Source organism: Gordonia abscondita (genome assembly GCF_032711245.1).
Classification (GTDB): Bacteria; Actinomycetota; Actinomycetes; order Mycobacteriales; family Mycobacteriaceae; genus Gordonia.
Genome location: NZ_CP128986.1, coordinates 477218 through 500670, shown reverse-complemented (window position 1 = coordinate 500670; position 23453 = coordinate 477218). Strand labels below are relative to the sequence as shown.

At 64.9% G+C, this 23453-nt stretch carries 20 protein-coding genes and 1 tRNA gene; 12 read left to right on the top strand and 9 right to left on the bottom strand.

Annotated elements, in window-relative coordinates:
- Window positions 1-8: 8 nt before the first annotated feature.
- A complete protein-coding gene (locus MP11Mi_RS02290; RefSeq protein ID WP_420040708.1) occupies window positions 9-1376 on the bottom strand; it encodes an LLM class flavin-dependent oxidoreductase in 1368 nt (455 codons plus the stop codon).
- Between the two features lie 177 nt (window positions 1377-1553).
- Here MP11Mi_RS02290 and MP11Mi_RS02285 point away from each other — a divergent pair, with 177 nt between their 5' ends.
- The 4 genes from MP11Mi_RS02285 to MP11Mi_RS02270 are packed head-to-tail and all read left to right on the top strand — an operon-like array spanning window position 1554 to window position 6806.
- Complete coding sequence (locus MP11Mi_RS02285; protein ID WP_420040707.1) at window positions 1554-3224, top strand: ABC transporter substrate-binding protein; 1671 nt, start codon at window positions 1554-1556, stop codon at window positions 3222-3224.
- The gene (locus MP11Mi_RS02280; protein WP_420040706.1) at window positions 3221-4234 is read left to right on the top strand and encodes an ABC transporter permease; all 1014 of its coding nucleotides are present in this window, start codon (window positions 3221-3223) and stop codon (window positions 4232-4234) included. Before MP11Mi_RS02285 ends, MP11Mi_RS02280 begins: the two co-directional genes overlap by 4 nt.
- The gene (locus MP11Mi_RS02275; RefSeq protein WP_420040705.1) at window positions 4231-5115 is read left to right on the top strand and encodes an ABC transporter permease; all 885 of its coding nucleotides are present in this window, start codon (window positions 4231-4233) and stop codon (window positions 5113-5115) included. The genes MP11Mi_RS02280 and MP11Mi_RS02275 overlap by 4 nt, the downstream gene beginning before the upstream one ends.
- Complete coding sequence (locus MP11Mi_RS02270) at window positions 5112-6806, top strand: ABC transporter ATP-binding protein (RefSeq protein ID WP_420040704.1); 1695 nt, start codon at window positions 5112-5114, stop codon at window positions 6804-6806. Before MP11Mi_RS02275 ends, MP11Mi_RS02270 begins: the two co-directional genes overlap by 4 nt.
- A gap of 59 nt (window positions 6807-6865) precedes the next feature.
- Here the strand turns inward: MP11Mi_RS02270 and MP11Mi_RS02265 are convergent, their stop codons facing one another.
- Window positions 6866-8053: an acyl-CoA dehydrogenase family protein gene (locus MP11Mi_RS02265; protein WP_420040703.1), complete on the bottom strand. Its 1188-nt coding sequence runs from the start codon at window positions 8051-8053 to the stop codon at window positions 6866-6868.
- Window positions 8054-8260: 207 nt separating this feature from the next.
- On the opposite strand from MP11Mi_RS02265, the gene MP11Mi_RS02260 reads away from it, so the two are divergent.
- On the top strand, window positions 8261-8665 hold the full coding sequence (locus MP11Mi_RS02260; RefSeq protein WP_420040702.1) for a hypothetical protein: 405 nt from the start codon (window positions 8261-8263) through the stop codon (window positions 8663-8665).
- Window positions 8666-8723: 58 nt separating this feature from the next.
- On the top strand, window positions 8724-9635 hold the full coding sequence (locus tag MP11Mi_RS02255; RefSeq protein ID WP_420040701.1) for an aminoglycoside phosphotransferase family protein: 912 nt from the start codon (window positions 8724-8726) through the stop codon (window positions 9633-9635).
- A 78-nt stretch (window positions 9636-9713) separates the two neighbouring features.
- Here MP11Mi_RS02255 and MP11Mi_RS02250 read toward each other — a convergent pair whose 3' ends face one another.
- The 4 genes from MP11Mi_RS02250 to MP11Mi_RS02235 form a co-directional block, all read right to left on the bottom strand.
- Window positions 9714-10493 carry an oxygenase MpaB family protein gene (locus MP11Mi_RS02250; protein WP_420040700.1) on the bottom strand — a complete coding sequence of 260 codons (780 nt, stop codon included), beginning with the start codon at window positions 10491-10493 and terminating at the stop codon, window positions 9714-9716.
- Window positions 10490-11287, bottom strand: a complete 798-nt coding sequence (locus MP11Mi_RS02245) for an oxygenase MpaB family protein (protein ID WP_420041984.1) — start codon at window positions 11285-11287, stop codon at window positions 10490-10492. Before MP11Mi_RS02245 ends, MP11Mi_RS02250 begins: the two co-directional genes overlap by 4 nt.
- A gap of 188 nt (window positions 11288-11475) precedes the next feature.
- Window positions 11476-13002: an MDR family MFS transporter gene (locus tag MP11Mi_RS02240; protein WP_420040699.1), complete on the bottom strand. Its 1527-nt coding sequence runs from the start codon at window positions 13000-13002 to the stop codon at window positions 11476-11478.
- 269 nt (window positions 13003-13271) lie between these two features.
- A tRNA-Leu gene (locus tag MP11Mi_RS02235) sits at window positions 13272-13345 on the bottom strand.
- A 73-nt stretch (window positions 13346-13418) separates the two neighbouring features.
- Here MP11Mi_RS02235 and MP11Mi_RS02230 point away from each other — a divergent pair.
- The gene (locus tag MP11Mi_RS02230; protein ID WP_420040698.1) at window positions 13419-14273 is read left to right on the top strand and encodes a 3-hydroxyacyl-CoA dehydrogenase; all 855 of its coding nucleotides are present in this window, start codon (window positions 13419-13421) and stop codon (window positions 14271-14273) included.
- Here the strand turns inward: MP11Mi_RS02230 and MP11Mi_RS02225 are convergent.
- Window positions 14258-14863, bottom strand: coding sequence for a TetR/AcrR family transcriptional regulator (locus MP11Mi_RS02225; RefSeq protein WP_420040697.1), 606 nt, complete (start codon window positions 14861-14863; stop codon window positions 14258-14260). The two genes, MP11Mi_RS02230 and MP11Mi_RS02225, sit on opposite strands and share 16 nt — an antisense overlap.
- Before the next feature lie 73 nt (window positions 14864-14936).
- On the opposite strand from MP11Mi_RS02225, the gene MP11Mi_RS02220 reads away from it, so the two are divergent.
- Complete coding sequence (locus MP11Mi_RS02220) at window positions 14937-16301, top strand: DHA2 family efflux MFS transporter permease subunit (RefSeq protein WP_420040696.1); 1365 nt, start codon at window positions 14937-14939, stop codon at window positions 16299-16301.
- Between the two features lie 134 nt (window positions 16302-16435).
- Window positions 16436-17146 carry a DsbA family oxidoreductase gene (locus MP11Mi_RS02215; RefSeq protein WP_420040695.1) on the top strand — a complete coding sequence of 237 codons (711 nt, stop codon included), beginning with the start codon at window positions 16436-16438 and terminating at the stop codon, window positions 17144-17146.
- Between the two features lie 40 nt (window positions 17147-17186).
- Here the strand turns inward: MP11Mi_RS02215 and MP11Mi_RS02210 are convergent, their stop codons facing one another.
- Complete coding sequence (locus tag MP11Mi_RS02210; protein ID WP_420040694.1) at window positions 17187-18323, bottom strand: hypothetical protein; 1137 nt, start codon at window positions 18321-18323, stop codon at window positions 17187-17189.
- On the bottom strand, window positions 18320-19468 hold the full coding sequence (locus MP11Mi_RS02205; RefSeq protein WP_420040693.1) for a phosphotransferase family protein: 1149 nt from the start codon (window positions 19466-19468) through the stop codon (window positions 18320-18322). The genes MP11Mi_RS02210 and MP11Mi_RS02205 overlap by 4 nt, the downstream gene beginning before the upstream one ends.
- 124 nt (window positions 19469-19592) lie before the next feature.
- On the opposite strand from MP11Mi_RS02205, the gene MP11Mi_RS02200 reads away from it, so the two are divergent.
- The 3 genes from MP11Mi_RS02200 (at window position 19593) to MP11Mi_RS02190 (ending at window position 23445) form a co-directional block, all read left to right on the top strand.
- Window positions 19593-21824: an MMPL family transporter gene (locus MP11Mi_RS02200; protein ID WP_420040692.1), complete on the top strand. Its 2232-nt coding sequence runs from the start codon at window positions 19593-19595 to the stop codon at window positions 21822-21824.
- Between the two features lie 7 nt (window positions 21825-21831).
- The gene (locus tag MP11Mi_RS02195; RefSeq protein ID WP_420040691.1) at window positions 21832-22464 is read left to right on the top strand and encodes a TetR/AcrR family transcriptional regulator; all 633 of its coding nucleotides are present in this window, start codon (window positions 21832-21834) and stop codon (window positions 22462-22464) included.
- Window positions 22465-22554: 90 nt separating this feature from the next.
- Window positions 22555-23445 carry a Bax inhibitor-1/YccA family protein gene (locus MP11Mi_RS02190; protein WP_420040690.1) on the top strand — a complete coding sequence of 297 codons (891 nt, stop codon included), beginning with the start codon at window positions 22555-22557 and terminating at the stop codon, window positions 23443-23445.
- Window positions 23446-23453 lie beyond the last annotated feature (8 nt).

Below are 23453 nucleotides of genomic sequence, written 5' to 3'. Positions count from 1 at the left end.
CGCAGCCGTCAGACTCGGACGTCCGTGAACGCGCCGCGATACTGTGCCGCAGGATGGGTCTCTGGCAGTCGGTCGCGACCGGTGAGCTTTCGCCGAGCGGTACCCGGCGTGTAGTCCGATTGCGCGAGACCGCGTTCACGAAGGACGGGCAGTACGTGCTCGATGAACTCGATGTACGAACCGGGAATGGTCGCGTTGACGACGTTGATCCCGCCAACCCCCGCCTGCTGCCATTCGCTGAGTCGGTCGGCGATCTGCTCCGGGGTGCCGACGATCCGCCCGCTCCGACTTCGCAGCTCAGCCAAGTCGCGGACCGTCGGCTCTCGGTCGGGGACCGCTTCGCGTAGCCACAGTAGGAAACTCTGGGTGCCTTCGGTGGTGATGTCTCCGATCGGCGTGTCCAGATCGTAGAAGCCGAGGTCAGTCCCTATCCCGCCCGCCGAATGGGCGATGATGGTGCTCGCGTCGATGAGTTCGTCGAGTTCTCGAGCCTTTCGAGCGGCTTCCGCCTCGGTGTCGCCGACGACGAACGACAGCCCTTGAAAGAACGTGATGTCGTCGCGGTCGCGTCCGGCCTCTTCGGTGAGTCTGCGAGTGTCGTCGATGAGGGCGCGGGCCGCTTCAGGCGTCGGTGACTGAATGAACTGCGCCTCGGCGTTGCGCGCCGCGAACCGTCTCCCCGTGGCCGAGGACCCGGCCTGGAACAGGACGGGAGTCCGCTGCGGCGACGGGGACGCCAGGTGCGGCCCCTCGACGCGGTAGCGGGGGCCTTCGTGATTGATCTTGTGAACGCGGTCGAAGTCGGCGTGGAGCCCGGATGCCTTGTCCTGGATCAACGCATCGTCGTCCCACGATCCCTCCCACAGCTTGTAGACGACGTCGACGTATTCGTCAGCCCACGCGTATCGGTCGTCGTGGGCGGTGATCCCGTCGTATCCGAAGTTGCGCCACGCGTTCGACGACAGGCTGGTGACGATATTCCACGCGATCCGCCCCTTCGACGCGTGATCGAGGGTCGAGATCTTGCGGGCGAAGTCGAACGGATGCTCCTGGAGGATCGAGCTGGTGATCGCTATTCCGAGGTTCTCGGTGTGTGAGGCCAAAGCGGAGGCGATGACGAGCGGATCGTTGCTCGGAATCTGCAGACCCGAGTCGACGAACTTTCGCCAGTCGCCCTGATAGTCGTCGTACAACCCGACCACGTCGGCGAAGAAGATGAAGTCGAAGTGCGCGTCCTCCAACCGTTTCGCGAGGTCGATCCAATGCTCGAGTGAGTTGAAGTCGGTCTGGCGGGCATCGGGGTCACGCCACGCACCGTGCAGGATGTGCGAAGTCGTGTTCATGACGAAGGCGGAGAACCGCAGAGGCTGAGGCATGGCGGCGACGTTACGGTCGGCGACGGCCGGAGACGCCCCTTGTAATCACGCTGACGCCAACCACACCTAATCGGCTCCGGATGCCGCATTTGCGCCCGCCGTGACGACAACCGGTGACGTGCCGCCCACCCGGTCCCTACGGTTGGCCGATCCCCCTGCCTCCCAAGGAGTGAATCCGTGTCTCGTCATGCCCACCGGCTGTTTCCGCGCGTCACCGCAGCCCTCGCGCTCGGTCTCGCCGCGTGCCTTCTGTTCGCCGCGTGCAGCGGCCCCGAACCGGGCGACGGCAGGTCGACCGGGGTAGCGCCCGCCGACGGCGAATACGTGTCCGGCGGTGTCATCGAATACGGACACGAGCAGGAGCCGCCGTGCATTCACGGCGGTTGGGTGCAGAACGCGTACCTGGCGCGCCAGTATCTGGACAACCTCGTGTCGCTCGCGGACGACGGCACCGTGGTCCCGTGGTTGGCTACGAACTGGGAAATCTCACCGGATCGCCGCTCCTACACGTTTCACCTCAAACACGGTGTCGAGTTCACCGACGGCACCCCGCTGGACGCGGCCGCCGTCAAGACGAACTTCGACCGCTACCTCGATCCGAACGAGCCGAACGGCACCGTGCTCGCCTACATCGGCGAGTACTACGACTCCGGCGAGGTGATCGACGACCACACGTACCGGCTGCACCTGAAATCGCCGTACGAGCCGCTGCTCACTGTGCTCACTCAGGGCTACTTCGGTATCCAGTCGCCGACCGCACTCGACCGAGGGCCCGCGGTCAACTGCGCGCAGCCGGTCGGTTCCGGGCCGTTCATCATCGAGCGCTGGGACCGGAACCGGAGCATCACCTTTGTGCGCAACCCGGACTACAACTCGGCGCCCGCGAACGCGAAGCACCAGGGTCCCGCCTACGTCGACAAGGTGATCTGGAAGTTCCTCAAAGACCCCGTGCTGCGGTACGGCTCGCTCACTAGCGGGTCGTCGGACGTGATCTACAACGTTCCCGCGATCAACTGGGCTGACGCGACCAAACGGTTTCAGACCTCGCAGTACGTGACCGCAGGACGTCCGAACGCGTTGACACTCAACGTCTCTCATGCGCCATTCGACGATGTGCGGGTACGGCGGGCATTGGCCTTGGCCAGTGACCGGCGCAAAGCGGTCGAGACCGCCTACCTCGGGGTGGTGCCGTACAACGCGAACGGTGCACTGAGCCAGAGCACCCCCGACTATGACGCCGAGGCAGGCGACTACCCGCACGATCCCGCGCGGGCCGATCAACTCCTCGACGAGGCCGGGTGGACCGGCCGCGACTCCGACGGGATCCGCACGAAGAACGGTCGACGACTGACCGCTCGCGTCGTGTACCCGGCGGGCGCGATCATCGGGGCCGAAGGCGCAGCGGTTCTGCAGACTGTCGCAGCGCAGGCCAGAGAGGTCGGCTTCGACCTGGCGCTCGATCCGGCGACCCAGAGCGCGTATTTCGGCGGCCAGTACAGCGGGGCCGAGACCTATGAGGCTTACGCGGGGTACTGGACGAGCCCCACGCCTGGACTGCTTCACATCAATTGGCGGCAACGACTGCCCGACAGTCCGAATCCGAACAACACCGCCTTCTACAACGATGCGGGCCTGCAGCGGATCATCGAGGCCGCCAACGGGTCGAACGATCCAGTCCGTCGTACCGGCTTGTACCGGGAGGCGCAGCGGATCATCGGAGACGACGCCCTCGCCATCGGTTTGTACACGCAGACCACGTCGATCGCCGCGACGCCGAAACTCCACGACGTGTGGATAGAGAAGTCTCAAGGCGAACCGGTGTTCGCGGATGCGAGGTTCGTCCGATGACCGCGACAGCTGTGCGGGTGGACCGCCGACCCCCGACTGACTCATTCCGACGACGCGTGCCGCGTCCTCGCCGGGGTGTCGTGAGGTGGCTCGCCAAACTCGTTTCGGCGCTCGTCGTTCTGTTCGTGGCAGCGTCGATCACGTTCCTCCTACAGATGTTCGCGCCGGGCGACCGCGCCACCCTTCTCCTGAACCTCACTGAAGGGACAGCGAAGGAGCGAACCGCGGACGAACTCGCGCCGGTGAACGCCGAGTACGGATTCGACGACTCCGTATGGCGGCAGTACCTGCACTACATCGGGGGTCTGCTCCGAGGCGATCTCGGCACGTCGTACCAATTGCAGCAGCCGGTCACCGAGGTCATCGCCGAACAGGTCACCCCGACCCTGGTCCTCACGTTTTCGGCCCTCGTCGTCGCGTGGCTGCTCGTCTTGTTTCTGACCACTCTCACTGCGGGGAGGCGCGGTACGTGGGGCGCCGTCGGATCGCTGATCGAGACGGTCAGTGCCGGGCTCCCTCAGTATTGGGTCGGTTCGATCCTGCTGGTCGTCTTCGCGATCGGCCTCGGATGGTTCCCCGTCGAGAGCGGAACCGGTGTGCACGGACTGATCCTGCCGGTGCTGACATTGGCGATACCGTTGGCGGGTTTTCTCGGCCAGACGACGCGCGACGAGTTCGCGCGGGCGCTCGACCAGCCGTTCGTGCTCACTGCTCGAAGCCGCGGACTCAGCGATATCGCGGTACGGGCACGCCATGTCTTGCGACATTCGGTCCTTCCGGCGGTCACTGTGTCTGGCTGGGCGATGGGCGCTCTGCTGTCCGGGGCGGTGATCGCCGAGACGGTGTTTGCTCGGGCCGGGATCGGACAGACGCTGGTGGCTGCCGCGTCGGCTCGGGACATCCCCTTGGTCAGCGGCATCGTCATCTTCGTCGCTGTCGTCTACACCGTCGCCAACCTGGTTGTGGACGCCCTCTACACCTTCATCGACCCGCGGATTGAGGTCCCATGACCACCACTGACCCCACTACGCTGCTGGAATCGCTTCGGACGAGGAATCCGCTCCCCGAGGTGCGACGCCGCCGACTTCGAGTGTCGCCGGGCCTCGCCGCCGCACTCGCCGTCCTCGTCGTCCTGTCGGTCGCACTCATCGCACCGACCGCACTCGCCCCGCACGATCCGTTCGCCATCGACCTGGACAACGTGTTGGCCCCGCCGAGTTGGGCGCACCCGTTCGGGACCGATCTCAACGGGCGCGACCTGTTCAGCCGTGTTATCGCCGGAACCCGACAGTCGCTCGGAATCGGATTCGGCGTTGTCGCGGTGGCGACGGTGATCGCCGTGATCCTCGGTATCGCCGCAGGCCTATCCGGGCGCGTCGCCCGGGCCCTGGCGAACCGGTCGATCGAGATCCTGTTTGCGTTCCCGACCATCTTGCTCGGACTGCTTCTGGTGTCGGTGTTCGGTCCGGGATCGGTGACACTGATCTTCGCGGTGGGTATCGGTATCGCGCCGGGGTACGCGCGCATCGTGCGCGGGCAGGTGTTGGCGGTGCGCAGTGCGCCGTATATCGAGGCGGCGACCGCGCTCGGACACTCGCGCACCCGAATTCTGTTGCAGCACATCGCGCCCAACTCGCTGAGACCGATGATCGTCACGGTGACTCTCGGTGTCGGACAGGCGATCATTTGGGCATCCGGACTCGCGTATCTGGGCCTCGGCGTCCCGCCGCCCGCCGCCGAGTGGGGTGCCCTCCTCGACTCCGGCCGAACCTTCATCACCGTCGCCTGGTGGCTGGAGATACTCCCCGGCCTGGTCATCGTGATCGTAGCTCTCGCATTCACCACTGTGGGACGCCATCTCGGCGCCCGACTCGAAGGAGACCGCTCATGACTATCGACGAGGCGACCCGGCTCGCGGACGTACCTCGATCCGCGGACGAAGGTCGAATCCCTGACCGCCGGCCGCTTGCGGAGGTCGACGATCTCCGCGTGTCGTTCAACGGCACCGAAGTCGTCAAAGGTGTTTCGTTCACAGTCGACGCGGGGCAGTGCCTCGCGATCGTCGGAGAATCCGGTTCTGGAAAGTCGGTGACCGCCCGCACCCTCGTCGGACTGACCGGCGACGGAGCTGAAATCAACGCGCGCACACTGGAATTCGACGGTCGGTCGCTTCTCGGTCTGCGAGACCGGGAGTGGCGGTCGATCCGTGGACGTGACATCGGGTTCGTCCTGCAAGACGCGTTGGTGTCCCTCGACCCGCTACGAAAGGTCGGCAGGGAGATCAGTGAGTCGTTGTCGACGCACCAGCGGAGACGGTTCGGTCGGGTAGCGCGGACCGAGCGGGCCGACGAAGTCATTGAGCTGCTCGATCTGGTCGGCGTGCCCGAACCGCACGTGCGGGCACGTCAGCGGCCGCACGAATTGTCCGGCGGACTCCGCCAGCGGGCGCTCATCGCATCCGGACTAGCGAACGATCCGCGGCTCCTGATCGCCGACGAACCGACCACAGCGCTCGACGCGACTGTTCAAGCCCAGATCCTCGACGTGCTGAACGAGGCGAAGCGCCGCGGAAATGGGCTCATTCTCATCTCACACGACCTCGCGGTCGTCGGTCGGCTCGCCGACACCGTCGCAGTGATGCGCGCGGGGGAGGTCGTCGAATACGGGACGGCGAGGCAGATCCTCACCGCACCCGCACACGACTACACCAAGGGGCTGCTCGCGTCGGTTCCGTCGAGAGCGTCCAAGGGGACGCTGCTGACGAACGGCGCGCGACTGGACGAACCGCAGCCTGTGGTCGATGGGCCGGCCGCGATCAGGGTGCGCGACGTCCGGAAAGCCTTCACTGGAAAGAACTCTACGAGTAAAGCCGCAGTTCAAGGCGTGAGTTTCGATCTCCAGCCGGGGCGCACTCTGGGGATCGTCGGAGAATCAGGGTCGGGCAAGACGACGACCGCCCGCATGGTGCTTGGGCTGACCACACCCGATTCGGGGACTGTGGAACTCGGCGGGAAGCCGTGGAGCGAGTTGACCGATGCGGAACGGCGATCGCGCCGGAACGACATATCGGTGATCTACCAGGACCCGCTGAGCTCGTTCGATCCGAGGTGGACGGTCGAACATGTCATCGCGGATGCGTTGCGCGGCACGGGCGTTCGAGGCGCGGCGCTCGATGATCGGATCGGCGAACTACTCGACCACGTCGGCTTATCGGACGGCTTCCGAACTCGACATCCGTTGAAGCTGTCGGGCGGCCAGCGTCAACGAGTCGCGATCGCGCGAGCACTCGCGCCCAATCCGTCGGTGATCGTCTGCGATGAGCCGGTGTCCGCGCTTGACGTATCGATTCAGGCGCGCATCCTCGATCTGCTGGCGACTCTCCAAGCCGAGAGTGGAGTCGCATTGCTCTTCATCTCCCACGACCTCGGCGTCATCCACCACATGAGTGACGACATTCTCGTCATGCGCGGCGGTCAGGTCGTCGAGTATGGGAAAGCCGACGACGTCTTCGAACGTCCGCGACACCAGTACACGAGAGACCTTCTGGCCGCGGTGCCGCGGATCGACGAGGCAGTCGACTGATTACACAGTGCAGGCTGGCCGGGGAGTCCGAGTGACTCCCCGGCCAGTGTGTGTCCTGGTCAGAAGTAGCCGTTGGCCGGCAGTGGTTGACCGGTCAGGATGTCGGCACCGACTGCCTGCGCTTTGAGGCGCCTCGGGTTGTGCAGGGTGATTGTCCGAATGTTTCGCCAATGACGGTCCAGGTCTTTGGTGCGACTCGACGCTGACGCACCGCCCGCTTCGAACAGCACGGTTGCCGCACGTGTAGCCAGATCATCCAGAACCACCTTGGTCTTGGACACCGCTACCGCGGCCGTATTCGCTAGTGGCGCGTCCGGAACGCCGTCGACGGCGGATTCGGCGGCCGTGTCGAGCGTGTCGGCGGCGGCCAGCACGGTGGCCTCGGCGACGAACGCGAGCGAGGCTAGTTCGCCGACCACCTGCTGCACCGACGGGTCGTCTGACGGCGACAGGGAATCGGCGTGCGAGAAGTTTCGGCTACGTGCCAGGACGAGGTCCTTCGCGTCGGACACGACAGTGCGCAGAATCCCCGCGACCACCGCGTGCAGATAGAGCTGGACGAACGCACCCTGTGTCGACGGCGGTCGGTCGTCGCGGTCGAATCGTCGGACGATCTCTTCCGGATGAACGATGACGTCGGTGAACCGTGTGGTGCCCGACCCGGTACGCCGCTGGCCGAAGCCGTCCCAGTCGTCGAGGATCGTCACGCCTGCTCGGTCGGTGGGGATGACCACCGCGGTAGGGGTCGCATCGTCGTCGACCGCCCATACGCTGACGAAGTCGGAGAACAGAGTGCCGGTGGTGTAGAACTTTTCGCCGTTGAGTCGGTAGTTGTCACCAGTGCGGGTGAGCGTGGTCGAGAACTCCTGGCTGCCTGCGGGACGGCCACTTCGCTCGCTGGTCGCGTTTCCGAACACTTTCCCGTCGCCGACGTGTTCTAAGAGTCGGTCGGTAGCTGGGCCCTGTGCAGCCAAGAAGTCTTCGGTGAGCCAGAAGTGGGTCCGGTAGATGTGGGCGACAGTGGGGTCAGCCTCCGCGAGGTCGATGATCGCCGCGAACAGTTCCCGCAGAGTCGATCCGGCACCGCCTCGTTCGACAGGGAGGCGGAGGCGACCGTAACCGGAGTCGGCGACGGCCCGAACTTGATCGAACGGGTTGATGTCGCCGAGTTCACGTTCGACGGCGCCCTTCGCGATGTCGGCGAGTAGGTCGGTGAAAGTTGTTGGTGCTGGTGCGGTGGTGGTCACAGAGGTTCTCCTGTAGCTCGAGTGCGCTCGCCGCACGAATGTACGATCTCGCGGGTCGCGGGTGAAGGCATTGGGGCGGTCTGGGTTAAACGTCGCCGCGGGACCATCACGTCCGTACTCCGTTCGAACGACGGCCGGTCACCGCTGGCCTCGCCACGTCGATAGTCCAGTTGTCGGGTCGGCAAGTCGGGCAGCACAGGAGTTCAGATGAGACGCACTATCGCTGTTCTAGTCGCCGCGATGCTCGTAGCGGTCGCCGATGCCACCGCCGGATGCTCGACCGCCGGATGCTCGACTGCCGGATGCTCGACTGGGGGAGTCGATGCGGTGGCCGGACAAGTCGCTCCGTCGACCCGTGGGAATCCATGTGACTTCGCTGAGGCCGACTCGCTCGGCTACCTCACGGTGGGCGGCGACGTCGCCGCGCAGATGGCGCAGCCCTTCGTCTTCGACCGCGTCGACTGCGCCGGTACGACGGCAATCGCCTACACGATGGCCGACGGCGTCACGCCGGTGATGGCGGTCAGGTTCCAATACTCGGTGGGTATGTGGCGGCCGATCGCAGTGCATCCGGCCACGACCCGGCCGGACACGATGAAGGAGAACAGGTGAACCACCACCGCGCGGTTGGCGGCCCGTTCGGGGCGCACGGGTCCGTACGCTCGGACGCGTGGACATTCCCGCCGCATTGAACTCCCAGCGTCGCCTCAGCGACGACTGGGCGGACTGGCTCGACCGACTCCCGCGCCTGTGCGACGACCTCCTCGACGAATGGGCGTTGACGTCGACGGGCGACCCGATGCACGGGTTCGCGTCGATCGTCCTCCCGGTGCGTGGCGGTGTCGGCGACGCGGTCCTCAAGATCGGCTTCGACCGATCGCCCGAGACGCGGCAGGAACACCTCGCGCTCCAGCATTGGGCTGGCGACGGTGCGGTCCGGATGTTTCGGGCCGACCCGAACCGCCGGGCGATGCTTTTGGAACGCTTGTACGAGCAGGATCTGACCCAGGAGTGGGACCTGCAGGCGTGCGAGATCGTCGCCGGCCTGTACCGGCGACTGCACCGGCCCGCGCCGCCACGGTTGACGCGGCTCACCGATTTCCTCGGCCCGTGGTTGGATGCGCTCGACCGCGACGCTGCTGACGTTCCGATGCCGCCGCGACTCGTCGAGCAGGCGTTGGCGCGGGGGCGTGCGTTTGCCGACGATCCGGCGTCGAACGGCGTGATGATCCACGGCGACCTGCACTACGGGAACGTGCTCGCCGCCGATCGGCAGCCGTGGCTGGCGATCGACCCGCAGCCGATGTCGGGCGACCCGCACTACGAGATCGCCCCGCTGCTGTGGAACCGGTGGGATGAGATGTCCGGCTACCTGCGCGAATCGATCCAGCGCCGCTTCTACACGACGGTCGAGGCGGCCGGGTTCGACGACGAACGTGCCCGCGACTGGGTGATCGTCCGCATGGTCCTCAACGCGCACTGGGCCGTCGCCGACGCCAAACGCATGCGTCGCGGCCTCACCGACGACGAACGGGCGTGGATCACCACATGTATCAGCGTCGTCAAAGGGGTGCAGCGGTGATGTTCGCTCTGGCCGACGTCACCGAGACGACTGTAAGCACACCCGACTGTCGTTTGTCGCCGTAGTCCGGTCGCGCGTTCAACCTCGGGCTCGGGCTGCCAGGACGGACGGCGCGACCTGGTCGGGGAAGATGTTCCGCTTCGGCGAGATCTGGTCGATCGCCCGCAACCGCGTCGCGTACCGTGCCAACGCGCGACGATCCGAGTCGGACGGCTCGACGCCCAGGTATGCGCATGCCACCGGATGCTGGATCGCCCGAACCGCGGCCGTCGGCAACTTCTTGAAATACCAGTCGTCCGGGTGCAGCAGTTGCTCGCGGTACCAGTCGTATCCGGGATTCGGATCGAGTTGTGTCGCGAGCGCCTCGTCGAAGTACTCGTAGAACTCGCCGACCGTCGCAGGCATCAGACGATCGGAGATCCCGTAGCGGCGGTACCACTCGCACGTCTCCCGATACAACTGCTCGCGGCCGTCGTCGTCGAGCCCGTCGAAGAAGTACTCGACACACGCGAACAGCGCGTCGACGTAGGTGGCGTGCTCGAAGAAGAAGATCTCTGGATTGAGCGCGTGATACCGCGTGCCGTCGGGCGTTTGGCTGCGAAAGTGGTCGTGGGCATAGCGGATCAGCCGGATCTCGTCGAAGTCCGATTCGTACGCTGCGCGGATGATGCACGGCGCCGTCCGCCTTTTGTGAACGAACACCCGCCGCCGCACGAGCGAGAACTCGTGGGTCGCCGACGCGATCGCCGGATGCAGCATCTGCAACGAGACTGCGCGGCAGATGGACATCACGAACCGTCGATCGCCCAAGTATCGCCAGATCAGGGAGTCGGCGTCGAGCGCGACGTGAGCCCTCACACCAACGGTCGGCCGAAACGGTTCCGGCGGCGGGTGTCCCACAAGAGGATCTTGAACGACAGCTGGGACAGCCATAACGGTCTGCGCCGTTCCTTGCGAACCTGTGTGGCGACATAACTGTCGAACCAGCGCTGATCCTCTGCGGACCACTCGACGCGCAATGCGTCCCGGAACTCTTGCGGGAGGTATCCGATCGTGCGACGGTACTTGACTGGGCCGAACTTGCGTTGAACGAATTCGCTCGCATATCCGAAGTTCGCGATGTCGAGCAGGAAGTCGCGCACCTCGTCGCTGATGTCGATTTTGGTGATTTGCTCGTTCCAATAGACGTCGAACGCGGCGCGGTCGGCCGGCCACATCTCGGCGGGCATCTGCAAGGTGGTGCCGCACACCTTGCCCTGCTGGTAGAACTGCTCGCGCAGGTCGCCCGTCAGTGGACCGCGGACGCGTTCGTAGATGTCCTCCCAGCCGAAGTACAGGCATGCGGCGACCCACAACTGCAGTTCGGCGTGCATGGCGTTGTATTCGACCGGGCTGTCGTCGGTAGACCGCACTTGCGCGTGCTGACGGTTGACGGCCTGGCGGTAGCGGCGACGATCGTTGGCGTTCCCGAACACCGCGACCGCCAGGTACGACGCCGTCGTCCGTGCGCGCTTGACCGGATGCGTGTCGAGTCGTCCGTTCTCGACGGTGCTGTGCGCGACGCCGTAGCCGACGGCCGGATTGGCCAACTGCATGATGACGTTCGCGGTCGACATGGTGCTGCCCATCGACAGCAATGATCTGCCGAACATGCTCGCGTCGAGTCCGTCGAGTTCCTCTCGGCTCACCTTCTTCGGCTTCGCGTCGTCTGTCTGCTGGTCCTGTGAGATCACGCCACCCCAATCTGAATACGAGTGTATTCAAATTAGCGCATCGTGCTCAGCCCGTCGAGTTCACGCCCGTCCTTTCGGGACCGGATGCGTGCTAGTAATTCTGGCGGTCAGTGCATCGGGGTCGGCTCGGCGGTCGCCTCAATGGTTTCTTCGGCGCTCTTGGGGCGGCGCACGAGGAGCGAGAGGACGACGGCGAGGATTGCGAAGCCGGCACCCCAATAGAACGCTTGGTGGATGCCGTGCGCTTGGGCTAGCACCGGCTCGACGCCGTTCTTGATTTCTGATGTCATCGATCGGGTCATCACGGTGATGAAGAGTGCGGTGCCCGCGGCTCCCGCGAGCTGCTGAAGGGTGTTCTGGATGGCGCTCGCGTGCGAGTACATCTGTGGCGGAACTGAGCCGAGCGCCGATGTCATGAGCGGCGTCATCATCGATCCGAGTCCCAGACTCAACAGCACGTGGATGCCGACGACCTTCCACTCCTGGTTGGTGAAGATCCAGAACTCCGATGTGGCGGGTTCGGCGTTGAGCGTGGTGAGCAGGATCAGCGCGACGGTCACGAGGATCGCCCCGGGTGTTACCAGCGGGCGTGGCCCGACTTTGTCGTAGAGCGCGCCGACGAATGGTGCGATCAGACCCATCATGAGTCCGCCGGGTAGCAGGACTAGGCCGGTCTCCATGGTGCTGGCGTGCCACACGTTCTGCATGAACAACGGCAGCAGCATGATCGCGCCGAACAACGCGGCCATCGCGACGAGCAGGATGATGATGCCGACGGTGAAGGTTCGGGTCTTGAACGGGCGGAGATCGAGGAGCGCGGATTCGGTGGCTTGCAGGCTGATCTGCCGCCATACGAACAGGGCGAGTCCGACGACGCCGATCACTATGGGCACCCACGGCGGCATCGGGGTATCGCCGGTCGCGGCTTCGCCGATGCTGTTGAGCCCGTAGATCAGGCCGGCGAACGCGACGACCGATAGGAGGACGGATGTGATGTCGAACGGGGCTTTGCGCGGGGTGGTGATGTTGCGGACGAGGACGATGCCGAGGATCAGGGCGAGTGCGGCGATCGGCAGCATAAAGTAGAACATCCACCGCCAGTCGAGGTGATCGAGGATGGCGCCGGAGATCGTCGGACCGGTCGCGGGGGCGACGGCGATGACGATCGAGATGAAGCCCATGACAGTCCCGCGTCGTTGTTCGGGGATGAAGGTGAGGACGGTCGTGATCATCAACGGGATCATCGCCGCGGTGCCGGACGCCTGGATGACACGGCCGATCACCAGGATGCCGAAGCCTGGGGCGACAGCGGCCAGCAGCGTACCTGCGGTGAACAACGACATCGCGGTGATGAACACGGCGCGCGTCGAGAAGCGTTGCAGCAGAAAGCCGGTAGTTGGGATGACGACGGCCATCGTCAACATGAACGCGGTGGTCAGCCACTGTGCGGTGCTGGCGGTGATGTTCAGGTCGACCATCAGCACGGGGATCGCGACGCTCATGATCGTCTCGTTGAGGATCATCACGAATGTTGCGACCAACAGCAGTCCGATGACGAGCTTGACCGAGGCGGGTGGCGGCGCGTCGGGTGTTTCGGGCGTGGCCGCCTCGGGGGTGCGGTCGTCGACACTCACGACGTGTCCTTTCGGATAAGAATGCGCGGGATGCGCGACAGGTCAGAAAATTGCTCTCATGCAGAGTCCTTGGTTCGGACTACAGGTGTCAACTGATTTCGCGGTAGACGGGACTGTGCCGGAATCCGCGGGTCTTGTCGGCGTGGCCTTGTTTGCGCGATCGGCCCTGACGACGTGAGGCGTTGCTGTCGGCCCGGACGACGGGTCGGCGGCCGCAACCTCGTTGGTGCCAGGCATCGACCTGATGCGGCCCGGCAGGATTTCGCCAGTGCCCCCAGTCGGGTTCGAACCGACACTTTACGGATTTTAAGTCCGTTGCCTCTGCCAGTTGGGCTATGGGGGCGCGAGAACAAGCATGCCAGGCCGAGCGGATGCGTAGGTTGGGGGTCACCTGTTGAACCCTGAAGGAGCTCGGAATGACTGACATCAAGAAGGTTGTGGTTCTCGGCACCGGCGTGCTCGGATCGCAGATCGCGTTCCAGACCGCCTACAGCGGATTCCACGTCACGGCCTACGACATCAACGATGCGGTGATCGCCACGGCGAAAGAACGATTCGCGGGTTTGGTCGAGACGTACAAGAACGAGGTCGCGGGCGCAGCGGACGGCAAGGCCGAAGCCGCCCTTGGAAATTTGAGCTACGCCACCGACCTCGCTGACGCCACGACCGACGCCGACCTCGTCATCGAGGCCGTGCCAGAGGTCCTCGAACTCAAACGCGGCATCTATGCGACGCTCGGCCAAGTGGCCCCAGCCAAGACGGTCTTCGCCACCAACTCGTCGACACTGCTGCCGAGTGACCTCGCCGACGCGACCGGCCGCCCCGACCGCTTCCTAGCCCTGCACTTCGCCAACCGGGTCTGGTCGTCTAACACCGCAGAAGTGATGGGGACGGCTCGGACTTCGTCGGACGTATTCGACACAGTCGTCGAATTCGCTTCCGAGATCGGCATGGTTCCGATCCCAATCCATAAAGAGAAGGCGGGATACGTCCTCAACTCGCTCCTCGTCCCATTCCTCAACGCCGCCCTCGACCTCGCCGTCGGCGACTACGCGGCACCCGCCGACGTCGACAAGACGTGGCGGATCGGCACGGGTTCGCCACTCGGCCCCTTCCAGATCTACGACATCGTCGGGCTCAACACGCCGTACAACATCCTCGTCAACGGCGACGCCCACGAGCAGGAACTCGCCGAGTGGCTCAAGCGCAACTACATCGACCAGGGCAAACTCGGCATCGCGGCAGGCGAAGGGTTCTACAAGTACAGCTGACGCGGTGCGACCAGTGGTAGAAACACTTCGTCGACGATCGCTTCGAGAGTCCCGTCGGGAACCGCGCCTAACGACATCATCACTTCGTGGCGGAAGAGGCTGTACGGGACCGCACGGGCTAAGGGGGTCAGCCGCGCCGGATCGATCTCGCCGCGCTCCACGCCACGGTCGAGAATCTCGTCGATCGCAGTCCGAGATCGTCCGAGCAGCAGTTCGCGGACCTCGCTTGGGGTCGACCCCGTCTCCGCGTAATAGTCGCCGAGACTCGCGCTGAGCAGGACGAGGAAATTTGATCGTTGCCGATTCGACCGCCGCAACGCGGCGAGCAGGTCGCCCCGCACACTGCCAGTGTTCGGGGCGGAGACGTCCTCGGTGGCCCCATGGTGTCGGATTGCGGCCCGCAGAAGCTCCGCGCGCGTAGCCCACCGGCGATACAAGACCGGCCTGCTCGTCCCCGCTCGTTCGGCGACCGCCTCGAACGTGAACCCCTCGTAACCGCGGTCCGTCAACTGGTTCCACGCGGCGTCCAGAATCGCCTCTTCTAATTCGGCGCCGCGCCGGCGTGTCACCTTCCCGTCATTAAGATTCACTTGCGCATCTTAACCCAGGCTCGTAGTGTCGTCTCCGTTATTTAAGATACGGATTCGAATCTAAGGAGTTGTGGTGTCGACGACGACCGTAGATGCAGTCCCCGCCGAGGCGAAACGCGTCGCCGTCGCCGTGATTGCGGGCCTCATCGCGCCGATCCTCGACACGACTATCGTCACGATCGCGTTCGACGAGCTCACCCGCGAACTCGACTCGACAGTCGACACGGTGCAGTGGACCAGCACCGCATATCTACTCGCGCTCGCCGTCGCCGTGCCGTTGGCCGGATGGGCGGCTACTCGCTACGGCTCGCGTCGTGCTTGGCAGGTTGGAGTCGGTGCGTTCCTCATCGGTTCCGCGCTCTGTGCCGCCGCATGGAATGTGCAGGCGCTCATCGCATTCCGTGTCGTTCAGGGGATCGGCGCCGGCCTGTTGTTCCCGCTTATGACATCGATTCTCGTCGCAGCGAGTGGAGGTCGCGCCCTCGGCCGACTCGTTGCCATGGTGTCGCTCCCGACAGCGCTCGGCCCCATCCTCGGTCCGGTGATCGGTGGACTCATTCTGCACTGGCTCAACTGGCACTGGCTGTTCCTCGTCAACGTGCCCATCTGCTTGGTCGCGCTTGTCCTGTCGTCGCGGATCCCCGACGATCGTCGGCCAGATGCGCCCGGCCTCGACTGGACGGGCTTGATTCTGATGGCGCCGGGCCTGGCGATGCTCTTGCTCGGACTCTCGAACGCGCACGCCGGCATCGTGCGGACTGACGTCCTCGCGCCCGTCGCGATCGGCGTGTTGCTTCTCGCGGTGTTCGCGATACGGTCCGTGCGGGCGACCGGGGAGACCCTCCTCGACGTCGGAGTTCTCGGCTTCCGCAACGTGGCAGCGTCGTCGATCGGACTGTTCTTCTTCGGTCTCGCCACGTTCGGCGCGATGCTCGCTCTACCGCTCTACTTTCAGCAAGTTCGTGGGGAATCGGTCCTCGGCGCGGCCCTCATTCTCATCCCGCAGGGAGTCGGAGCGCTCGCAAGCCGCTCGCTCGCGGGTCGCTTCACCGACACCGTCGGAGCGCGGTGGGTCGCGGTCGCTGGGTTCGCCGTCGTCGCCGTCGCGACCATCCCCTTCGCTGTCGCGGACGACGCGACGAGCACCATCTGGCTCGGAGCCGCGCTGCTGGTCCGCGGGCTCGGACTAGGGATGCTCCTCAGTCCAGTGATAGCGTCCGGGTTCGTCGGACTCCCCGGCGCCTACCGGCACGACGCATCGATGACGACGCGCAGCTTCCAGCAGGTCGGCGGATCAGTCGGGAGTGCGATGGTCGCAGTGGTCATCACCGCCGGAGCGACACAGATCGCCGGATTCCAGGGAGCCTTCTGGTGGACGACGGCGCTCACCGCTGTCGGATGTGCGCTCTCCTTCCTGCTGCCCGGCCGGGAGAAATGAACCCGCTGAGGACTTCGGCACTTTTAATCGGCCTGGCGCCGATAAAAAGTGCCGAAGTCCGCACAGGTCCGGAACAACTCCGCCGCACCGAGTGTTGAACACCCCTGACACCCGCTCATCGGAGGAGCACCATCATGCAGGTCGAGATCTGGACCGACGTCAACTGTCCATTCTGTTACCTCGGGAAGAAGCGGTTCAACGACGCACTCGACCAGTTCGAGCACGCGAACGCGGTCCAGGTGACACACCGCTCGTTTGAACTCGATCCGACAGTGCCCGCCGGGACGTCGGGCAGTGTCATCGAACACCTCGCGCACAAGTACGGGCGGACTCTCGAACAGGCGGCCGATGGCGAACGCCAGCTCGGCGCCGCCGCGAACGACGCTGGCCTGGACTATGTGACGTCGGGACGCGACTACGGAAACTCGTTCGACATGCATCGACTCCTGCACTGGGCGAGAACGCTCGGCCGACAGGAAGCGATGCTCGACGCGCTGTACCTCGCGAACTTCGCCGACGAAGCGGCACTGTTTGGCAGCGACGAACGGCTCGTCCATGTCGCTGTCGGCGCCGGATTCGACGAAGCCGCCGTCGCAGACGTGGTCGGTGACAAGACGCGCTACGCCGATGACGTCCGCAGCGACGAAGCGCAAGCCCAAGAGTTCGGCGTGCAAGGTGTCCCGTTCTACGTTTTCGACCGCACGTACGCGGTGTCCGGTGCCCAACCCGTCGAGACCTTCGCGCAGGCGTTGACCCAGGCGTGGGGCGACCGGCCCGCCGCACCCCAGATATTGAATGCCGACGGCGACGCCTGCGGACCCGACGGATGCGCGGTGCCGCAGTAGCGGGCACTGCCTCACCCGACCCGGTCGGCCGGCGGACGGACTATGGGGCGGTGGCCAGGTAGTCGGGGAAACCGTATTGGTCGTGGGGTCCGATGACGGCGAACTCGAAGAGGCCGTCGCCGGTGAACACGTTGTCGCCGACGGTGCAGGTGAAGGTGGAATAGTGGTCGACCGGACAGAACATCTTCATCGTCGGATCGAGCTCGGAGACCTTGTTGCGGAGCGCCTCGACCTTCTCGTCGCCTTGCCACATGCCGTGACGCCAGTCCTGCTCCAGACCGTAGCCGGTGCCGAAGCCGATGTAGTTCGCGACGTGCGGTGCGCAGTCCACCCGCGTCGTCGTGCCGTCGGGTTTCACGAACCGCAGCGTCGCACCAGTGGGTTCGCGTGTGCCCGAGCGGAATTCGATCTCGTGTTCCACACGGCCCAACCATTCCGGCTCGCGCGCGGAGTCGTTCCACACGCGTTTCGCGTCGCCCATGATCCGTTCGCCCGTCCTTAATTCCTGGACCACCACGACGATTGAGAACTCGTCGAACCGCATCACCGCGTAGATCCAGAAGAACGACGACGCATCACTGTCGGCGGCGCGACGTCCGGGCGGCTCCGCTTCACCGACTGGCCGCACACCCCATGATCGGTCACGGTTGCCGCGCCACGTATCTGGTTGGACGTCGAACTCGATGCCGTCCACCGTCAACGCACCCGTCCATGTGCCGCACTGGACGAACCGCATCGTGTCGAATGTGACCCGCTCCAGCTGCCGCTGAAAGTGTCTCGGCTCCAGTACTGCGGGCCCTTCGGCGTCGAAGACGAGGTCGAACGCGACGTCACCGTGCCCCGGCGCCATCGATATCCGCAACCGCTGCAGACCTTCCAATACCTGTACTTTCAATGGTCCGATCGAAAGGTCGTTCCGGTTGTCGCCTAACGCTTTCGACGCCCGGACCACGATGTGGTCGTCCCTGTGGCGGACTACTGCGAAGCCGTCAACTACTCCGAGATTCGGGTAGACGCCCAACCCGACGATCAACCACGGATCAGGTTCACTTCCGCGCATGTCGCCGTGACAGTTGAAGTAGTAGCGGTCGTAGAAATTCCGGTCCGACGTACCGACGTGGCGGACTACCTCCGCGACTTGGTGGATCGGGAAGTCGTCCATCTCCGAGAGGGTCATGATCCCGACTCCGCTCGATCGGCGGGGGAGGCGATCTCTGCCCAATACGTTCCGGCCATCATCGCTTCGACGCTCGCGCGATGCATGATCATGTCGTCGGGATCGGCGGGTTCTGCTGCCTGGCCGAAACGGATTGCGCGACATTGGATTCGATACATGATGACGGCGTGGATCAAGGCCGCGTACAGAGTGTAGAAGTCGAGGTCGGCGGGTGCGTGGCCGGTCTGCCGCTCGTACTCCGCGGACACGTCGTCGCGCGTCAGGAAGTCGGGCAGGCCCGCCATGCCGGCGAGCTCGGTGATGTCCTGGAAGAAGCGGTGGATGAAGATCATCCATGCGATGTCGAGTTCGCGCGGACCGATCGTCGCCATCTCCCAGTCGAGGACTGCTGCGGGCGAATAGTCGTCGTACACGATGTTGCCGATGCGCGCATCGCCCCAACACAACACTGGTTCCGACTGCTCGGGCATGTGTTTGTCGACCCATGCGAACCCGCGCTCGATCAACGGCGCACCGGCCCGTCCTTCGGACGCCCAACGGTAGAATTCGCGCAACCTGCCGACGTGTGCGCGCAACGGATCTTCGCCCGACGCGATGACGGGGACTCCGACACTCGGCAGGGGAGCGGCGTGAATCTTCGCGAGCACCCCGACCGACTCGGTTACGAGCCGTTGCTGCTGGTCGGGCGTCCCTTCGGACACCCATGACCCGAATGTGTATGGCATCACGTCCGGCGGAACCTCGCCGTCCACACGGTTCATCACGAAGAACGGTGCGCCCAGCGGCGCCGGGTCAGGTTCGGACCACCACAGCCGCGGCACCGGCACCTCGGTGTGCTCGGCGATGTGGCGGATGAGTTGGAATTGGCCGTCGAGGTCGTAGGAATCGAATACCGGGTCGCTGTCGGGCATCGGCGCGACACGAGCGACGAGCGCCTGGTCGATGCCGTCGATCACGGCGGAGACGAGCAGCGTCTCGCTCGACATTCCGTTGGCCGACGGGATGTCGACTGCGGTGACTTGCGCGTGCGGCCCCGCACGTTTCTTGAGCCACGCGTCTAAGCGTTCGCGGAGCCATTCCGGGTCGCGGCGCGACTCGTTCGGCCGCGCTACCTGGGCTCCGTCGTCTGCTGTGATTGGGGACATAGTTGGATTGGAACACGTTTCAGTACGCGGTGGGCTGGAAGATGATGATCCGGCACTCGACTCCGGCTGGTGATCACGGTAAGTTATCGGCGTTAACGTAACGATGGAATCTTTTGGGGGACCCGTGTTCGCACGCCTTGCTCAGCGAGTTGTCGCCGCACCGAGGATCGTCTTGTCGATCGCCGTCATACTCATCGCGTTGAGCGGGGTGTACGGGCTCGGAGCAGCGCAGAAGATGTTGTCGGGCGGATTCGAGGACCCGTCGGCCGAATCCAGTCACGCCAACCAGGTGCTCGACGAGAAGTTCGACCGCGGCGGGATGCAATTCACCATCAAGCTCGACGGCGCCGCCGATATGAGCACCGACCCGGATGCGCTCGCCGCTCGCGACGAGATCCTCGCGATCCTCGACCGCGAGTCCGTCGCCGACGGCGGCTACGTGCAACAGCCGGTCCTGACGGTGTGGACCTCGCCGGACCTGGCCGGTGAACTCCTCAGCGCCGACAAGACGTCCACGCAGATCGTCACGTCCATCGCGGGCGGCGACGAGGAAGCGCCCGGGAATGCCGAAGAGCTCGCTGCCCTGATTGGTACGCAGCGGCACGGCATCGACATCTCCACCGGCGGCATGGCGCTCGTCTACGGCCAGATCAACGAACAAACGTCGAAAGACCTCGCCGTCGCCGAGGCGATCGCCATCCCGATCAGCTTCCTGCTGCTTATCGTCGTGTTCGGCGGAGTGGTCGCCGCACTGCTGCCTGTCCTCATCGGCGGCGTCGCGATCGTCTGCACTCTCGCGTTGCTTCGTCTGATCACGTCGTTCGCCGACGTCTCGATTTTCGCGCTCAACCTCACCACCGCGATGGGACTGGCGCTCGCCATCGACTACACGCTTCTCTTGGTGACGAGATATCGGGAAGAGGTAGCGGGCGGACGCGATCGCCGCGCCGCGATCATCCGCACGGTCGACACTGCCGGCCGGACGGTCGCGTTCTCGGCGGTCACCGTGGCGTTGGCGCTAGCGGCGCTCGCGATCTTCCCGATGTACTTCCTGCGTTCGTTCGCGTACGCGGGCGTCGGGGTAGTGGTCGTCGCATCCCTCGCCGCTCTGATCGTGACGCCCGCGCTCCTCATGGTGCTCGGCGACCGCGTCGACGCACTCGACGTGCGTCGAGCGGTGCGGCGACTGCTGCGTCGCCCCGCACCCGTCGACGCGGCATCGCGCCCGATTCAGGAGACCGGCTGGTACCGACTCTCTCGCGCGGTGCTGCGCCGCGCCGTCCCCGTTGCGATCATCGTTCCCGTATTGCTCTTGATTCTCGGCGCACCGTTCTTGAGCCTCAAGTTCGGATTTCCCGACGAGCGTGTGCTGCCCAAGGACTCCACCGTCCACGCGATGGCCGACGAGACGCGTGCGCACTACGCGCAGAACTCGGGCGGCACCGTGTTAGCCGTCGTCGAAGGCGATGTGTCGGAGGAAGCGCTGCGGGAGTACGCGGCGGCAGCATCCCGCGTTGACGACGTCGGTGCGGTGCTCTCGCCGGTCGGGACGTTTGTTCACGGGAACGCGGTGGCACCCGGTGACCCCGCCGACGCGCGTGACGGTATCGCCCTCCTGTCGATCTCGAGCGAGGTGGACCCGATGGATGATGCGGGCGGCGACCAGGTGCAAGCCCTCCGTGACCTCGCGGTACCGGTGGGGGCGAGCGTGTCGTACACCGGGATGGCCGCCGTCAACGTAGATGCTGTCGATTCGATGCTCGCGTATCTGCCGTGGGTGCTGATCGTTATCGCCGTCGCGACCTACATCCTGTTGTTCCTGTTCACTGGCAGCGTGCTGCTGCCGCTCAAAGCGCTCGTGGTGAACGTCTTGTCGCTGTCGGCGACGTTCGGCGCGATGGTGTGGATCTTCCAGGATGGAAACCTCGGCGCACTCGGCACCACACCACTCGGCTATCTCGTCGCCACCATGCCCGTCCTGATGTTCTGTATCGCATTCGGCCTGTCGATGGACTACGAGGTGTTCCTGCTGGGACGCATCCGGGAGGAGTGGCTGGCCTCAGACAAGTCGGACGCGGCCAACGACGAAGCGGTCGCTGTCGGTCTGGCCCGTACCGGCCGCGTCGTCACGGCCGCCGCCTTGCTGATGGCGATCGTATTTGCGGGCATCGCGGCGTCGGAGGTGTCGTTCATGCGAATGTTCGGGGTGGGTCTGACCCTCGCGGTGCTGATGGACGCCACCGTGATCCGCATGTTCTTGGTTCCCGCGTTCATGCGACTGTTGGGAACGTGGAACTGGTGGGCGCCCGCCCCGCTGCGCAAGCTGCACGACCGAATCGGGCTGACGGAGGAGTGAGCTGGACATGACGGATCCTGTCGAGCCGAGGCCGCGGTCGCCGCGCGGAAGCGGGGATCAGCTCGCGGACGAGATCATCGACGCCACCACCGACCTCCTGATCTCGCTGGGCAGCGCCGAGGCGGTGTCGATCAGGGCCGTCGCGCATCGGGTCGGAGTCACGCCGCCGTCCATCTACCGACACTTCGACGACAAGGAGGAACTCCTCGACGCCGTGTGTGCCAACTACTTCGAGAAGTTCGCCGACGTCATGAAGGAGGCGTCCGACGGCGTCGACGACCTGCTCGATCGTGCACTCGCGCAGGGGCTCGCCTACATTCGCTTCGCGATCGACAGCGCCGTCGTCTACCGGACGGCGGCCATGCGCGTCACCGAGCCCGGCAAACCGTCGAAGACCGACGAGATGCTGCTCTCGTCGGCCTGGGTCTACTTCTCCGACACCGTCGAGCAGTTGATGGCCGCCGGGATCGTCCCGGTCGGTGATCCGGTCGCCACGGTTCTGAAACTGTGGGCGACGGCGCATGGTCTCGCGTCGCTGATGATCTCCAAACCCGGTCTGCCCTGGGGCGACGATATGGAGATCGCCGAGTCGACCTTGCGGGCGGTTTGTGACGGTCTCGGTCAAGAACCGGTAAAGTAGGGAACACAGCGGGTCCGACGTTCGTTCAACCATCGAGTCAGTCGTTCGCAGACACATTTGATGCGCACCGTAACCGTCTAAGGAGCACACGTGCGAGAGAGTAGTAACCCGATCATGCGAGGCGTGATCCGAGACAATAAGAAGGACGCCGCCGGCTACGCGTCCTTCGGAACCGGCATGGCCGGCGTGGGCCAGGCGTCGGCGATGCAGGGGCAGCAGCAGTACGCGAACCAGTACACGCAGCCGGGCTACACGCCGTCGACCACGACGCGCACGCTGACGATCGACGACGTCGTCACCAAGACCGCGATGACGGTGGCGACGGTCATCGTCTTCGCCGCAGCGACCTACTTCATCATCAGCGGGCGCGAGAGCGTCGACGACCAGATGGCGCTCGCCGCGCCAATCATGGGTGTCGGCGCGATCGCGGGCCTCGTCCTCGTTCTCGTCGCCACGTTCGGCCGCAAGCAGGACAACCCGGCGATCGTGTTGGCGTACGCGGCATTCGAAGGTCTGTTCGTCGGCGCCATCTCATTCGTCTTCGGCAACGTGGTGGTCTCCGACGTCTCGGCGGGTGCCCTCATCGGCCAAGCTGTGCTCGGCACGATGGGCGTCTTCGTCGGCATGCTCGTCGTCTATAAGGTCGGCGCGATCCGCGTGACCCCGCGTTTCACCCGCATGCTGACCGCAGGCATCTTCGGCGTTCTCGCGTTGGTGATCGGAAACTTCGTGATCGCCATGTTCACCGGCGGCGACGGTCTGGGCCTCCGCTCAGGCGGACCCATCGCGATCATCTTCTCGCTGGTCTGCATCGCGCTGGCCGCGTTCTCGTTCCTCGTCGACTTCGACGCCGCCGATCAGCTGATCCGCGCGGGCGCACCGTCGAAGGCAGCGTGGGGCGTTGCGCTCGGTCTCACTGTCACCTTGGTGTGGCTGTACGTTGAGATCCTGCGTTTGCTGAGCTATCTCAACAGCGACTAGACGAGTTC

Excerpts from the sequence above, each read along its gene's own strand:
- MP11Mi_RS02230 (WP_420040698.1), top strand. The coding sequence starts at position 13,419 with ATGACTGACATCAAGAAGGTTGTGGTTCTCGGCACCGGCGTGCTCGGA.
- MP11Mi_RS02210 (WP_420040694.1), bottom strand. The coding sequence starts at position 18,323 with ATGACCCTCTCGGAGATGGACGACTTCCCGATCCACCAAGTCGCGGAG.
- MP11Mi_RS02290 (WP_420040708.1), bottom strand. The coding sequence starts at position 1,376 with ATGCCTCAGCCTCTGCGGTTCTCCGCCTTCGTCATGAACACGACTTCG.
- MP11Mi_RS02195 (WP_420040691.1), top strand. The coding sequence starts at position 21,832 with ATGACGGATCCTGTCGAGCCGAGGCCGCGGTCGCCGCGCGGAAGCGGG.
- MP11Mi_RS02245 (WP_420041984.1), bottom strand. The coding sequence starts at position 11,287 with ATGTTCGGCAGATCATTGCTGTCGATGGGCAGCACCATGTCGACCGCG.
- MP11Mi_RS02205 (WP_420040693.1), bottom strand. The coding sequence starts at position 19,468 with ATGTCCCCAATCACAGCAGACGACGGAGCCCAGGTAGCGCGGCCGAAC.
- MP11Mi_RS02275 (WP_420040705.1), top strand. The coding sequence starts at position 4,231 with ATGACCACCACTGACCCCACTACGCTGCTGGAATCGCTTCGGACGAGG.
- MP11Mi_RS02260 (WP_420040702.1), top strand. The coding sequence starts at position 8,261 with ATGAGACGCACTATCGCTGTTCTAGTCGCCGCGATGCTCGTAGCGGTC.
- MP11Mi_RS02270 (WP_420040704.1), top strand. The coding sequence starts at position 5,112 with ATGACTATCGACGAGGCGACCCGGCTCGCGGACGTACCTCGATCCGCG.
- MP11Mi_RS02215 (WP_420040695.1), top strand. The coding sequence starts at position 16,436 with ATGCAGGTCGAGATCTGGACCGACGTCAACTGTCCATTCTGTTACCTC.
- MP11Mi_RS02280 (WP_420040706.1), top strand. The coding sequence starts at position 3,221 with ATGACCGCGACAGCTGTGCGGGTGGACCGCCGACCCCCGACTGACTCA.